The organism is Paenibacillus hunanensis, assembly GCF_014645615.1.
GTDB lineage: Bacteria > Bacillota > Bacilli > Paenibacillales > Paenibacillaceae > Saccharibacillus > Saccharibacillus hunanensis.
Map to the genome: position 1 here is coordinate 14,870 of NZ_BMMB01000012.1, position 12,411 is coordinate 27,280.

Sequence of the window (12,411 nt, forward strand, 5' to 3'; positions counted from 1 at the left end):
CTTATTTTATGACGTCAATTACCAAACGTAGCAAATAACTTCGCCGCCGCTTTTTGCTTGACGAGCCTCTTTATCAGTTACTACTCCACCGGAAGTAGAGATGATCGCGATTCCGAGTCCACCAAGAACGCGAGGAACCTCGTTGCTCTTTGTGTAAACACGAAGTCCTGGTTTACTGATACGTTTCAGGCCAGTAATTACGCGCTCGTTATTTTGACCGTACTTCAGGAAGATACGGATAATTCCTTGTTTGTTGTCCTCAACGAATTCAGCATCACGGATGAAGCCTTCGCGCTTCAGAATATCAGCGATTTGCTTTTTCATTTTGGAAGCTGGAACTTCTACTGTTTCGTGACGCACTGTGTTGGCGTTACGAATACGTGTAAGCATATCAGCAATTGGATCTGACATAGACATGTGTGTGAACCTCCTTCCTGTTAATCAATGATTTACCAGCTTGCTTTTTTCACGCCAGGAATCTGGCCTTTATACGCCAATTCGCGGAAGCAAATACGGCAGATTTTAAACTTTTGCAAAACGGAATGTGGACGACCACAACGTTCGCAACGAGTGTAAGCACGCACTTTGAACTTCGGAGTACGCTGTTGTTTTACTTTCATTGAAGTTTTAGCCACTTCGCCTGACACCTCCTAAAGATTTTCGGAGAAAAAGGGGCTTATATTAGAACCCCGTACTTAGACCATCTTATTTTACGAAAGGCATTCCCAATTGAGTCAGAAGCTCACGGGACTCTTCGTCTGTTTTCGCAGTTGTTACGATAACGATATCCATACCACGTACTTTATCGACTTTATCGTACTCGATCTCTGGGAAGATCAGTTGTTCTTTCAGACCCAGTGTGTAGTTACCACGACCGTCGAACGCTTTGGAAGAAACACCGCGGAAGTCACGTACGCGAGGCAGTGTAACGTTAACCAGTTTGTCCAGGAAGTAGTACATGCGGTCACCGCGCAGTGTTACTTTAACACCGATTGGCATACCTTCACGCAGCTTAAATCCAGCGATGGATTTTTTAGCGCGAGTGATAACTGGCTTTTGACCAGCGATCAGTTGAAGATCGTTTACAGCAGAATCCAAAACTTTGGAGTTCGATACCGCTTCGCCCACACCCATGTTGATAACGATTTTCTCAACTTTAGGTACTTGCATTACCGTTTTGTATTGAAACTTCGTAGTCAGAGCAGGAACGATTTCGTTCAGGTACATATCTTTCATTCTTGAAGCCATTGGGGAAGGTCCTCCTTTCTTTAACAGTAGTTATTAATCGATTGTATCGCCGGAGCGCTTAGCCACACGAACTTTCTTGCCGTTGTCCAGTGTTTTGTAACCAACGCGGGTTACTTTCTTTCCGTCCTTTGGATCAACGTGCATTACGTTAGACACGTGGATAGGTGCTTCTTGCTCAATGCGTCCACCTTGCGGGTTCAGCTGAGACGGTTTTTGGTGCTTCGTAATCATGTTCACACCTTCAACCAGCACGCGGTTTTCACGAGGATAAGCAGCGATGATGCGACCTTTTTTACCTTTGTCTTTACCGCTGATTACGATAACCGTGTCGTCCTTTTTAACGTGCAGCTTGTTGTTGTGGGATTCCAAAACCTTTTTCACTTTAGCCATTTCTGTACACCTCCTATAACTCACTCAGGCACAGGGCCCTATATCGGAATCGTTTAGATGACTTCTGGAGCCAGGGAAACGATTTTCATGTAATCGCGATCGCGCAGTTCACGAGCAACTGGTCCAAAGATACGAGTACCACGAGGGCCTTTATCGTCTTTGATTACCACTGCTGCGTTTTCGTCAAATGCGATGTAAGAACCGTCTTTACGACGTACAGAGCTCTTCGTACGAACAACTACTGCTTTAACAACATCACCTTTTTTGACAACGCCGCCTGGTGTTGCTTGTTTTACAGAACATACGATAGTGTCACCGATTGCAGCTGTACGACGTCCAGTACCACCCAATACGCGGATACACATCAGTTCTTTTGCGCCGGAGTTATCGGCTACAGCCAAACGTGTAAATGGTTGAATCATTTCTAGTTCCTCCTTCCGGGCAGCTTATCGTTAATCATCAAATGATGACTGCTTCTTCTACGATCTCCACGAGTCTCCAGTTTTTGTCTTTCGACAGTGGACGAGTTTCCATGATTTTAACAGTGTCACCGATTTTCGCAGTGTTGTTTTCATCATGAGCTTTGAATTTTTTAGTGTACTTAATGCGTTTGTGGTACAGGTCATGCTTTTTGTAAGTTTCTACAGCTACAACGATTGTTTTGTCCATCTTGTCGCTGACAACTTTACCTACCTGCACTTTACGGGCATTACGTTCGCTCATAGTGGGCCTCCTCCCTTGCTGACGGGCTCACAGTCCGTCAAATATTGGATATTATGAAGTAATTCCGAGTTCTCTTTCACGAACTACTGTTTTAGCACGTGCAATTTGCTTGCGGACAGCGCTAATGCGAGTAGGATTATCCAATTGACCGGTAGCAAGTTGAAAGCGCAGGTTAAAGAGTTCCTCTTTAAAACCAGCAATCTTTTGCTCGATTTCAGCAGTGGTAAGGTTGCGCAATTCATTAGCCTTCATTTGCTTCACCACCCAATTCTTCACGTTTCACAAACTTAGTTTTAACAGGCAGCTTATGGGAAGCCAGACGCATTGCTTCACGCGCGATTTCCTCAGATACGCCGGCAAGTTCAAACATGATTTTTCCTGGTTTTACGATGGCAACCCATTTCTCTACGTTACCTTTACCGCTACCCATACGAACCTCAAGAGGTTTTTGAGTGATTGGCTTATCCGGGAAAATTTTGATCCATACTTTACCACCACGTTTGATATAACGAGTCATAGCAATACGGGCAGCTTCGATCTGACGGTTTGTTACCCAAGCAGGTTCCAGGGACTGCAGACCAAATTCACCAAAGTTCAGTTCAGTACCGCCTTTAGCGCGTCCTTTCATACCTGGACGATGCTGTTTACGGTGTTTTACACGTTTAGGTACCAACATGATTAGTTGCCTCCTTCCTGAGCAGCTTGTTTCTTAGCCGTAGGAAGAACCTCGCCACGATAGATCCATACTTTTACGCCGATACGACCGTAAGTAGTATGAGCTTCAGCTGTACCGTAGTCGATATCAGCACGAAGTGTATGCAGTGGAACAGTTCCTTCGCTATAACCTTCGGAACGGGCGATTTCAGCACCGCCAAGACGTCCGCTAACGGCTGTTTTAATACCTTTAGCGCCAGAGCGCATAGTTCTTTGAATCGATTGTTTCAGAGCACGACGGAAAGAAACGCGACGTTCCAGTTGTTGTGCAATGCTTTCAGCAACGAGAGTTGCATCCAGATCTTGGTTCTTGATTTCGGAAATGTTGATGTGAACTTTTTTACCGCCCGCAATTTTAGTTACTTCGTTACGAAGAACTTCAACTTCGGAACCACCGCGTCCGATAACCATACCTGGTTTTGCGGTGTGGATTGTTACGTTCACACGATTAGCCGCTCTCTCGATTTCGATACGGGAGACAGCGGACTCCTTCAGTTTCTTCTTCAGGTATTCACGAATCTTAACGTCTTCCAGAAGAAGATCGCCAAAATCTTTACCAGCATACCATTTAGATTCCCAGTCACGGATAATACCTACACGCAATCCGATGGGATTTACCTTTTGGCCCACACGTTTTCCCTCCTTTTATTTTTCAGTTACCACCAAAGAAATGTGGCTAGTACGTTTGTTGATCTTACTTGCGCGTCCCATTGCACGAGGGCGGAAACGTTTCAAAGTAGGACCTTGGTTTACGTAAACCTCAGAAATGAACAGGCTGTTCACGTCCACGGATTCGTTTTTCTCGGAGCTGATGAACTCAGCGTTTGCGATTGCGGAATTGAGCAACTTCTCAACTACCGGAGACGCAGATTTTGGTGTGTGACGCAGAATTGCGATCGCTTCACCAACTTGCTTACCGCGGATCAGATCAACAACGAGTTGAACTTTGCGCGGAGCGATGCGTACAAACTTTGCATGTGCTTTCGCTTGCATTGCGTGACCTCCTCTCTTACTGTTACCACTCTATATTAACGTCTTGTTTTTCTGTCGTCATCAGTGTGACCTTTGTACGTACGAGTTGGAGCAAACTCACCGAGTTTGTGACCTACCATATCCTCAGTTACGTATACAGGCACGTGCTTGCGTCCATCATAGACTGCAAATGTGTGTCCGATGAATTGTGGGAAAATTGTAGAGCGACGGGACCAAGTTTTGATCACTGCTTTTTTGCTATCAGCATCCAGCACTTCTACTTTTTTCAGCAAGTATCCATCCACGAAAGGACCTTTTTTAAGACTACGGCTCATCGTTGAAATCCTCCCTTCACTGTTCATGCTTCTTTAACCGGGTACATCAGTCACGCACAAAGATTACTTCGTGCGGCGACGAATGATGTATTGATCGGAAGCTTTACCTTTTTTACGAGTTTTGTAGCCAAGAGTTGGTTTACCCCATGGCGACATTGGAGATTTACGACCGATAGGAGCTTTACCTTCACCACCACCGTGTGGGTGATCGTTAGGGTTCATAACTACGCCTCGAACTTGTGGACGTTTGCCCAACCAGCGGTTACGACCAGCTTTACCGATTTTAACCAATTCGTGATCTTCGTTACCTACGGAACCGATTGTAGCGCGGCATACTTTCAGTACGCGACGTACTTCACCGGAAGACAGGCGGATAGATACGTATTTTTCTTCTTTACCAAGCAATTGGGCTTCCGTACCAGCTGCGCGAACGAGCTGACCACCTTTACCTGGTTTCAATTCGATGTTGTGGATAACTGTACCAACCGGAATATTTTCCAGTGGAAGGGAGTTACCGATTTTGATATCAGAGTCCGGACCGGAGAATACTTGATCTCCAACTTTCAGTCCTTTTGGAGCAATGATGTAACGCTTCTCACCATCTGCATAGTGCAGCAGTGCGATGTTGGAAGTACGGTTTGGATCGTACTCGATTGTAGCAACGCGACCTGGTATTCCATCCTTGTTGCGTTTGAAGTCGATGATACGGTATTTACGTTTGTGTCCGCCGCCGTGGTGACGAACAGTGATTTTACCTTGGTTGTTGCGTCCAGCTTTTTTGAAAAGTGGAGCCAGCAACGTTTTCTCCGGTTGATTCGTTGTAATCTCTTCGAATGTAGAAACACTCATATTACGACGAGCCGGCGATGTCGGTTTGTACTTTTTAATAGGCACAGGTTGTCCCTCCTTACTCTACAGATTCAAAAAACTCTAGCGGTTTGCTATCAGAAGTCAAAGTTACGATAGCTTTTTTCCATTCGGAAGTATAACCATTGTAACGACCATAGCGTTTTGGTTTAGCAGGCATGCGAAGAGTGTTAACTTTCGACACTTTCACTTTGAAGATTTCTTCAATTGCCTTTTTGATTTCGGTTTTGTTAGAACGAATGTCTACTTCGAAAGCATATTTCAATTCGCTCATATACTCAGCAGTGCGCTCAGTAATTACCGGACGCTTAATGATATCACGAGGATCCTTCATTACGCGAACACCTCCTGTACCTTCTGAACTGCATCCTTAGTCAGAATCAGTTTGTCGTGCACGAGCACGTCGAGAACATTCACACCATCAGCTGCAACAAATTTAACGCCTGGGATGTTACGAGCGGACAGAGCAACGTTATTGTCGTATTCCGAAGCAACTACCAGTGCTTTGCGGTCTACGTTCAGGTTGTTCAGAATCGCTACGAATTCTTTTGTTTTTGGAGTGTTAAGAGTCAGAGCATCCAGAACGATGATTTCGTTAGCAATTACTTTAGAAGACAGAGCCGATTTGATCGCCAGACGACGAACTTTTTTAGGCAGTTTGAAAGCATAGCTACGCGGAGTTGGTCCGAATACTACGCCGCCGCCTTTCCATTGTGGGGAGCGGATAGAACCCTGACGGGCACGTCCAGTTCCTTTTTGTTTCCAAGGTTTGCGTCCACCACCGCGTACTTCAGAACGTCCTTTAACTTTGTGAGTACCCAGACGAAGGGAAGCGCGTTGCATAACTACTGCATCGTGGAGCACGCTGGCATTAGGCTCGATACCGAATACGGAATCGCTCAATTCGATCTCGCCTACTTGTTTGCCATCAATGCTGTAAAGTGCTACTTTTGGCATTTCATGTTCCTCCTTTCTTTTTTACTTATTTCTTCACCGTTTCTTTTACTTTAACGAAGCTGTTTTTCGGGCCTGGGATGGAGCCTTTAACGAGGATTACGTTACGCTCAGCATCGACGCGAATAACTTCAAGACGTTGGATCGTTACTGTATCATGACCCATATGTCCTGGCAGACGTTTACCTTTTGGTACACGGTTAGCCTGGATGGAACCCATGGAACCTGGTCTACGATGGTAACGGGAACCGTGAGACATTGGTCCGCGGCTTTGACCCCAACGTTTAATTACGCCGGCAAAACCTTTACCTTTGGAAATACCCGTTACATCAACGAATTCACCTTCAGCAAACAAATCTGCTTTCAGTTCCTGTCCAACCTCGACACTAGCGAGATCAACATTGCGAATTTCGCGAACGTAGCGCTTAGGCACAGTGTTTGCTTTAGTAGCATGTCCTGCTTCCGGTTTGTTTGCGCGATTAGCTTTCTTGTCGGCAAAACCGATTTGTACCGCTTCGTATCCGTCATTTTCCAGGTCTTTCTTCTGCAGAACCACACATGGTCCAGCTTCGATAACCGTTACAGGAATAACGTTACCTTCCGCGGTAAAGACTTGAGTCATACCCAGTTTTCTTCCTAAGATACCTTTCATGTTGACACCTCTTTCTACTTTCCGTAGTACCACAATCTATGTGGATTACAATTTAATTTCGATATCTACGCCAGACGGTAAGTCCAGACGCATCAGAGCATCCACAGTTTGTGGAGTTGGGTTTACAATATCGATCAAACGTTTATGTGTACGTTGTTCGAATTGTTCACGAGAATCTTTGTATTTATGCACTGCACGGAGAATAGTGATTACTTGCTTCTCAGTTGGCAGCGGGATCGGTCCGGATACTCCTGCGCCGGAACGTTTAGCCGTTTCAACGATTTTCTCTGCGGATTGATCAAGAATTCTGTGATCGTAAGCTTTCAAGCGAATACGAATTTTCTGCTTTGCCATTTTAGTCCCTCCTTCTATCGCCCAATTTATTATCGGACATACTCCGTGAAAATTTTCCGACCGCACCGCTCATGGCAAAGGAGCCGGGTGTGTCAGTAACCTCTCACATCATCGCAACGTCTCAGCACAACATTAACTATTATATATGATGAGTTAGCATTGACGCAAGCCTTTTTTGAAACTTTTCCATAAAAAAATAAGACCTGCTTCACAATGAAGGAAGCAGGCCTTATCTACACGTTCGATTAGGATACAATGTTGCTTCGTTACAATACAATGTTGCTTATAGGAATCTTCCTGATCTCTTACGAGACTACAAGGAAAGATTTATTATTTGGAGATGCTAGCAACCGCGCCAGCGCCTACAGTACGTCCGCCTTCGCGAATCGCGAAGCGAGTACCTTCTTCGATAGCGATTGGGTTGATCAGGGATACGCTAACAGTGATGTTATCACCAGGCATAACCATTTCAGTACCTTCTGGCAAAGTGATGATACCCGTTACGTCAGTTGTACGGAAGTAGAACTGTGGACGGTAACCACTGAAGAAAGGCTTGTGACGGCCACCTTCTTCTTTTGTCAGAACGTAAACCTGAGCGGAGAACTCAGTGTGTGGGTTAACGGAACCCGGTTTGGACAGTACTTGTCCACGCTCGATTTGAGTACGATCAACACCACGCAGCAGTGCGCCGATGTTGTCACCCGCTTGAGCGGAATCCAGCAATTTACGGAACATTTCTACGCCCGTAACAACGGATTTTTTAGTTTCTTCGTGGATACCAACGATTTCGATTTCATCGCCGACTTTAACCACACCACGCTCTACGCGACCAGTAGCAACTGTACCGCGACCAGTGATGGAGAATACGTCCTCGACAGGCATCAGGAAAGGCTTGTCAGTTTCGCGTTCTGGAGTTGGGATGTAAGTATCGATTGTTTCGAACATTTCAACAATCTTCTTAGCCCACTCACCATCAGGGTTTTGCAGAGCTTCACGAGCAGAACCACGAGTGATTGGAGTGTCGTCGCCTGGGAATTCGTACTCGCTCAGCAGGTCGCGAACTTCCATTTCAACCAGTTCCAGCAGCTCTTCGTCTTCAACCATATCACATTTGTTCAGGAATACTACGATGTAAGGAACGCCTACTTGGCGGGACAGCAGGATGTGTTCACGAGTCTGTGGCATTGGGCCGTCAGCTGCGGATACAACCAGGATCGCTCCGTCCATTTGTGCAGCACCAGTGATCATGTTTTTAACATAGTCGGCGTGACCTGGGCAGTCAACGTGTGCGTAGTGACGGTTAGGAGTTTCGTACTCTACGTGTGCAGTAGAGATAGTGATACCGCGCTCGCGCTCTTCTGGAGCTTTATCGATTTGGTCGAATGCTACAGCAGCACCGCCGTAAGTTTTGGACAGTACAGTTGTGATTGCAGCTGTCAGAGTTGTTTTACCATGGTCGACGTGACCGATAGTACCGATGTTAACGTGCGGTTTATTACGTTCAAATTTAGCCTTTGCCATTTTAAACATTTCCTCCTTAAAGGTAGTGTTGTAGTGTATTGAAATAAGTACGGAATGTAATTCAGAAAGCGGTCAACCCGCTCTCTGCACATCCCATAGGTAAAAACGAAGATTGGGCGTATTAGCCGTTAGCTTTTGCGCTAACTGCTTCAGCAATGCTCTTAGGCACTTCTTCGTAATGAGAAAGTTCCATGGAGAACACGCCGCGTCCCTGTGTACCGGAACGAAGTGTTGTGGAATAACCAAACATTTCGGACAGAGGTACTTTAGCACGGATAATTTGAGTACCGTTACGGGAATCCATACCTTCGATACGGCCGCGACGGGAGTTCAGCATACCCATTACGTCACCCATGTACTCTTCTGGTACTGTAACTTCAACTTTCATGATTGGCTCCAGCAGGACAGGTTTACACTTGTCTTTTGCGGATTTCAATGCCATCGAACCGGCAATTTTAAATGCCATCTCGTTGGAATCGACATCATGATAAGATCCGTCTACAATTGTAGCTTTAACGTCTACAACCGGGAAGCCTGCAAGAACACCGTTCTTCATTTGCTCCTCGATACCTGCGAGTGCAGGACCAACGTATTCTCTTGGTACGGAACCACCGACGATTTTGCTTTCGAATTGGTTACCAGTACCTGCTTCGAGAGGTTCGAATTCAACCCATACGTGACCGTATTGACCACGACCACCGGATTGACGTACGAATTTACCTTCGACGCGAGCTGGCTGACGGAATGTTTCACGATAAGCAACCTGAGGTTGACCTACGTTAGTTTCAACCTTGAACTCACGACGCATACGGTCGATGATGATATCAAGGTGAAGCTCACCCATACCTGCCAGGATCGTTTGACCTGTTTCTTCGTTAGTCGAAGCGCGCAGAGTAGGATCTTCTTCTGTCAGTTTGCCCAGAGCAGTAGCCATTTTGTCTTGGTCTGCTTTGGTTTTAGGTTCTACAGCGATTTCGATAACTGGATCAGGGAAGTTCATGGACTCCAGAATGATCGGGTGTTTCTCATCACACAGTGTATCACCTGTTCCTGTATCTTTCAAACCTACAGCGGCAGCGATGTCACCAGCGTATACTACGCTGATTTCTTCACGGCTGTTGGCGTGCATCTGCAGGATACGACCGATACGTTCGCGTTTGCCTTTAGTAGCATTCACAACGTAAGAACCGGATTGCAGTACACCAGAGTATACACGGAAGAATGTCAGTTTACCAACATAAGGGTCAGTCATGATTTTGAATGCCAGTGCAGAGAAAGGCTCTTCATCCGAGGAATGACGAACTTCTTCTGTACCATCTTCGAGCTCACCTTTGATCGCCGGTACATCCAGAGGAGACGGCAGGTAGTCGATTACAGCATCCAACATCGGCTGAACACCTTTGTTGCGGTAAGAGGAACCACAGATTACTGGGAAGATCTTAACGTCACAAACACCTTTACGGAGAGCAGCTTTGATCTCGTCGATTGTCAGCTCTTCACCTTCGAGGTATTTCATCATCAGGTCTTCGTCCAGTTCTGCAACTTTCTCTACCAGTTCCATACGAAGCTCTTCAACAGTATCTTTCAGATCGGCTGGGATCTCGATATCTACCGGATCTTTACCCAGATCGTCTTTATACTGGATAGCTTTCATTTCAACGATATCAATGATACCAACGAAGTCGTTTTCAGCACCGATTGGCAGCTGAATTGCAACTGCATTAGCTTGCAGACGCTCACGCATGTCTTTAACAACATTCAGGTAGTCTGCACCAATGATATCCATCTTGTTAACATAAGCGATACGAGGTACACCATAACGGTCTGCTTGTCTCCAAACAGTCTCGGATTGTGGCTCAACGCCCTCTTTCGCACTAAATACGCCTACGGCCCCGTCCAATACACGCAGGGAACGTTCTACTTCAACGGTGAAGTCAACGTGACCTGGAGTATCAATGATATTAACGCGGTGGCCCTTCCACTGAGCAGTTGTAGCAGCGGACGTGATAGTGATACCACGCTCTTGCTCTTGCTCCATCCAGTCCATAGTCGCAGCACCCTCGTGAACTTCACCGATTTTGTGCGTACGGCCTGTGTAGAACAGGATACGTTCTGTAGTGGTTGTTTTACCAGCGTCAATGTGTGCCATGATACCGATATTACGTGTATTTTTCAAGGAGAACTCTCTTGCCATGAATAGGTACTCCCTTCAAAAATATGAATTTTTGAAAACAGGCTTGAATCCTACCAGCGGTAGTGTGCGAATGCTTTGTTCGCTTCAGCCATTTTGTGTGTGTCTTCGCGTTTCTTCACGGATGCGCCAGTGTTGTTGGATGCATCGATGATCTCAGCAGCCAAACGCTCTTCCATAGTCTTCTCGCCGCGGTTGCGGGAGTAGTTTACGAGCCAACGCAGACCAAGGGAAGTACGTCTCTCCGGCTTAACTTCGATAGGTACTTGATAGTTAGCACCACCGACACGGCGAGCTTTAACTTCGAGAACTGGCATGATGTTTTTGATTGCCGCCTCGAATACTTCCATAGGATCATTTCCTGTACGTTCTTGAATCAGGTTGAACGCATTATAAAGAATGCTTTGAGCAACTCCACGTTTTCCGTCGATCATGATGCGGTTAATCAGGCGAGTAACAAGCTTGCTGTTATACACCGGATCCGGCAGCACGTCTCTTTTGGTAACTGGGCCTTTTCTTGGCATGTTTATCCCCCTTTCTTAAATATGCAGTGCTATTGTCTGCACGATCACTAAATTATTTCTTTTCTTTCGGACGTTTTGTACCATATTTGGAGCGAGCCTGCATGCGGTTGTTAACACCCGCTGTATCCAGAGCACCACGAACGATATGGTAACGAACCCCTGGTAAGTCTTTTACACGACCACCGCGTACGAGTACTACGCTGTGCTCTTGCAAGTTGTGACCGATACCTGGAATGTAAGCAGTAACCTCGATACGGTTAGTCAAACGTACACGGGCATACTTACGAAGCGCGGAGTTAGGTTTTTTCGGAGTCATCGTACCTACACGAGTACAAACACCACGTTTTTGTGGAGCACTCAGGTTTGTCTCTTGACGTTTCAGAGCGTTAAACCCTTTTTGCAGTGCAGGAGACTTCGATTTCTCGATTTTCGCTTGGCGTCCTTTACGGACCAATTGATTAATAGTTGGCATTGTATTGCCACCTCCTTCCAATATGTTTGAGCCTTTTGTAAACCGTCTGTTAAGCCCACAGACCCAGGCGGTTCATAAAAGGACAAATGAAAAGTTTTTGCCTGTCCCTCGACCTGCAAAAACGTTCCTGACTTCCTTTATTTAAGGACGACAGCCATCGCACTTCCAACTTCAATCCCGCAAGCTTTGCCGAGCTCCTTCATCGTCTCCACATAGGTGACTTTGACGTTATGCTTCTCACATAGCTGTACGATCTTGGTAATTAGATGCTGTTCTGCATCCTGCGCAATATAGACTTCTTCAGCCTGGCCTTGCTCAACATTCCGCATGGTCTGCTTCGTGCCGATCTTGATCCGGGCATCCTGTAATCCTTTATCATTAGTCATCTTACGATTCCCTCCAAAAGATCAGGGATAACGTTCTATTCACGCACCTTTGCTATAGTAGCATTACCATAGGCCAGGTGTCAATACATAAATGAATTTGATTCTAAA

General features: G+C 46.0%; 21 protein-coding genes. All 21 read right to left on the minus strand.

Annotation, left to right across the window (positions count from 1 at the left end; genetic code table 11):
- Nucleotides 1-18: 18 nt before the first annotated feature.
- The gene (gene rpsH / locus IEX62_RS20775) at nt 19-417 is read right to left on the minus strand and encodes a 30S ribosomal protein S8 (protein WP_188777889.1); all 399 of its coding nucleotides are present in this window, start codon (nt 415-417) and stop codon (nt 19-21) included.
- Between the two features lie 32 nt (nt 418-449).
- Nucleotides 450-635: a type Z 30S ribosomal protein S14 gene (locus IEX62_RS20780; protein ID WP_013312154.1), complete on the minus strand. Its 186-nt coding sequence runs from the start codon at nt 633-635 to the stop codon at nt 450-452.
- Nucleotides 636-705: 70 nt separating this feature from the next.
- Nucleotides 706-1,248, minus strand: coding sequence for a 50S ribosomal protein L5 (rplE, locus tag IEX62_RS20785; protein ID WP_188777891.1), 543 nt, complete (start codon nt 1,246-1,248; stop codon nt 706-708).
- Between the two features lie 33 nt (nt 1,249-1,281).
- Nucleotides 1,282-1,638 carry a 50S ribosomal protein L24 gene (gene rplX / locus IEX62_RS20790; protein ID WP_229685996.1) on the minus strand — a complete coding sequence of 119 codons (357 nt, stop codon included), beginning with the start codon at nt 1,636-1,638 and terminating at the stop codon, nt 1,282-1,284.
- Between the two features lie 53 nt (nt 1,639-1,691).
- On the minus strand, nt 1,692-2,060 hold the full coding sequence (rplN, locus tag IEX62_RS20795; RefSeq protein ID WP_017815372.1) for a 50S ribosomal protein L14: 369 nt from the start codon (nt 2,058-2,060) through the stop codon (nt 1,692-1,694).
- A 37-nt stretch (nt 2,061-2,097) separates the two neighbouring features.
- The gene (gene rpsQ, locus IEX62_RS20800; RefSeq protein WP_188777893.1) at nt 2,098-2,361 is read right to left on the minus strand and encodes a 30S ribosomal protein S17; all 264 of its coding nucleotides are present in this window, start codon (nt 2,359-2,361) and stop codon (nt 2,098-2,100) included.
- 51 nt (nt 2,362-2,412) lie between these two features.
- Nucleotides 2,413-2,613, minus strand: coding sequence for a 50S ribosomal protein L29 (rpmC, locus tag IEX62_RS20805; RefSeq protein WP_017815370.1), 201 nt, complete (start codon nt 2,611-2,613; stop codon nt 2,413-2,415).
- A complete protein-coding gene (gene rplP / locus IEX62_RS20810) occupies nt 2,603-3,037 on the minus strand; it encodes a 50S ribosomal protein L16 (protein ID WP_188777895.1) in 435 nt (144 codons plus the stop codon). The genes rpmC and rplP overlap by 11 nt, the downstream gene beginning before the upstream one ends.
- 2 nt (nt 3,038-3,039) lie before the next feature.
- Nucleotides 3,040-3,705: a 30S ribosomal protein S3 gene (gene rpsC / locus IEX62_RS20815; protein WP_188777897.1), complete on the minus strand. Its 666-nt coding sequence runs from the start codon at nt 3,703-3,705 to the stop codon at nt 3,040-3,042.
- A 15-nt stretch (nt 3,706-3,720) separates the two neighbouring features.
- Complete coding sequence (rplV, locus tag IEX62_RS20820; protein ID WP_188777899.1) at nt 3,721-4,068, minus strand: 50S ribosomal protein L22; 348 nt, start codon at nt 4,066-4,068, stop codon at nt 3,721-3,723.
- A 35-nt stretch (nt 4,069-4,103) separates the two neighbouring features.
- Nucleotides 4,104-4,382 carry a 30S ribosomal protein S19 gene (gene rpsS / locus IEX62_RS20825; RefSeq protein ID WP_188777901.1) on the minus strand — a complete coding sequence of 93 codons (279 nt, stop codon included), beginning with the start codon at nt 4,380-4,382 and terminating at the stop codon, nt 4,104-4,106.
- A gap of 63 nt (nt 4,383-4,445) precedes the next feature.
- On the minus strand, nt 4,446-5,276 hold the full coding sequence (rplB, locus tag IEX62_RS20830; RefSeq protein ID WP_188777904.1) for a 50S ribosomal protein L2: 831 nt from the start codon (nt 5,274-5,276) through the stop codon (nt 4,446-4,448).
- A 13-nt stretch (nt 5,277-5,289) separates the two neighbouring features.
- Entirely contained in the window at nt 5,290-5,583 is a 294-nt protein-coding gene (rplW, locus tag IEX62_RS20835; RefSeq protein ID WP_188777907.1) for a 50S ribosomal protein L23, read from the minus strand.
- Nucleotides 5,583-6,206 (minus strand): 50S ribosomal protein L4, encoded by a 624-nt coding sequence (rplD, locus tag IEX62_RS20840; RefSeq protein ID WP_188777909.1) that lies wholly within the window; start codon nt 6,204-6,206, stop codon nt 5,583-5,585. Before rplD ends, rplW begins: the two co-directional genes overlap by 1 nt.
- Before the next feature lie 25 nt (nt 6,207-6,231).
- The gene (gene rplC / locus IEX62_RS20845) at nt 6,232-6,855 is read right to left on the minus strand and encodes a 50S ribosomal protein L3 (protein WP_188777911.1); all 624 of its coding nucleotides are present in this window, start codon (nt 6,853-6,855) and stop codon (nt 6,232-6,234) included.
- Between the two features lie 45 nt (nt 6,856-6,900).
- Nucleotides 6,901-7,209, minus strand: a complete 309-nt coding sequence (rpsJ, locus tag IEX62_RS20850; RefSeq protein WP_009226637.1) for a 30S ribosomal protein S10 — start codon at nt 7,207-7,209, stop codon at nt 6,901-6,903.
- A 330-nt stretch (nt 7,210-7,539) separates the two neighbouring features.
- Complete coding sequence (gene tuf / locus IEX62_RS20855; protein WP_188777913.1) at nt 7,540-8,730, minus strand: elongation factor Tu; 1,191 nt, start codon at nt 8,728-8,730, stop codon at nt 7,540-7,542.
- A 121-nt stretch (nt 8,731-8,851) separates the two neighbouring features.
- Nucleotides 8,852-10,924 carry an elongation factor G gene (gene fusA / locus IEX62_RS20860; protein WP_188777914.1) on the minus strand — a complete coding sequence of 691 codons (2,073 nt, stop codon included), beginning with the start codon at nt 10,922-10,924 and terminating at the stop codon, nt 8,852-8,854.
- 50 nt (nt 10,925-10,974) lie between these two features.
- Nucleotides 10,975-11,445: a 30S ribosomal protein S7 gene (rpsG, locus tag IEX62_RS20865; protein WP_017815359.1), complete on the minus strand. Its 471-nt coding sequence runs from the start codon at nt 11,443-11,445 to the stop codon at nt 10,975-10,977.
- Nucleotides 11,446-11,497: 52 nt separating this feature from the next.
- Nucleotides 11,498-11,917 (minus strand): 30S ribosomal protein S12, encoded by a 420-nt coding sequence (gene rpsL, locus IEX62_RS20870; RefSeq protein WP_188777916.1) that lies wholly within the window; start codon nt 11,915-11,917, stop codon nt 11,498-11,500.
- A 137-nt stretch (nt 11,918-12,054) separates the two neighbouring features.
- Entirely contained in the window at nt 12,055-12,303 is a 249-nt protein-coding gene (locus IEX62_RS20875; RefSeq protein WP_188777918.1) for a ribosomal L7Ae/L30e/S12e/Gadd45 family protein, read from the minus strand.
- Nucleotides 12,304-12,411: the final 108 nt, after the last annotated feature.

Bases quoted from the DNA above. Each gene is read 5' to 3' on its own strand.
- rpsS (WP_188777901.1), bottom strand. From the start codon at position 4,382: ATGAGCCGTAGTCTTAAAAAAGGTCCTTTCGTGGATGGATACTTGCTG.
- fusA (WP_188777914.1), bottom strand. From the start codon at position 10,924: ATGGCAAGAGAGTTCTCCTTGAAAAATACACGTAATATCGGTATCATG.
- rplW (WP_188777907.1), bottom strand. From the start codon at position 5,583: ATGAAGGATCCTCGTGATATCATTAAGCGTCCGGTAATTACTGAGCGC.
- rplD (WP_188777909.1), bottom strand. From the start codon at position 6,206: ATGCCAAAAGTAGCACTTTACAGCATTGATGGCAAACAAGTAGGCGAG.
- rpsL (WP_188777916.1), bottom strand. From the start codon at position 11,917: ATGCCAACTATTAATCAATTGGTCCGTAAAGGACGCCAAGCGAAAATC.
- rplP (WP_188777895.1), bottom strand. From the start codon at position 3,037: ATGTTGGTACCTAAACGTGTAAAACACCGTAAACAGCATCGTCCAGGT.
- rplE (WP_188777891.1), bottom strand. From the start codon at position 1,248: ATGGCTTCAAGAATGAAAGATATGTACCTGAACGAAATCGTTCCTGCT.
- rplC (WP_188777911.1), bottom strand. From the start codon at position 6,855: ATGAAAGGTATCTTAGGAAGAAAACTGGGTATGACTCAAGTCTTTACC.
- rpsH (WP_188777889.1), bottom strand. From the start codon at position 417: ATGTCTATGTCAGATCCAATTGCTGATATGCTTACACGTATTCGTAAC.
- rpsG (WP_017815359.1), bottom strand. From the start codon at position 11,445: ATGCCAAGAAAAGGCCCAGTTACCAAAAGAGACGTGCTGCCGGATCCG.
- tuf (WP_188777913.1), bottom strand. From the start codon at position 8,730: ATGGCAAAGGCTAAATTTGAACGTAATAAACCGCACGTTAACATCGGT.
- rplX (WP_229685996.1), bottom strand. From the start codon at position 1,638: ATGGCTAAAGTGAAAAAGGTTTTGGAATCCCACAACAACAAGCTGCAC.
- rplV (WP_188777899.1), bottom strand. From the start codon at position 4,068: ATGCAAGCGAAAGCACATGCAAAGTTTGTACGCATCGCTCCGCGCAAA.
- rpmC (WP_017815370.1), bottom strand. From the start codon at position 2,613: ATGAAGGCTAATGAATTGCGCAACCTTACCACTGCTGAAATCGAGCAA.
- rplN (WP_017815372.1), bottom strand. From the start codon at position 2,060: ATGATTCAACCATTTACACGTTTGGCTGTAGCCGATAACTCCGGCGCA.
- rpsJ (WP_009226637.1), bottom strand. From the start codon at position 7,209: ATGGCAAAGCAGAAAATTCGTATTCGCTTGAAAGCTTACGATCACAGA.
- rpsQ (WP_188777893.1), bottom strand. From the start codon at position 2,361: ATGAGCGAACGTAATGCCCGTAAAGTGCAGGTAGGTAAAGTTGTCAGC.
- IEX62_RS20875 (WP_188777918.1), bottom strand. From the start codon at position 12,303: ATGACTAATGATAAAGGATTACAGGATGCCCGGATCAAGATCGGCACG.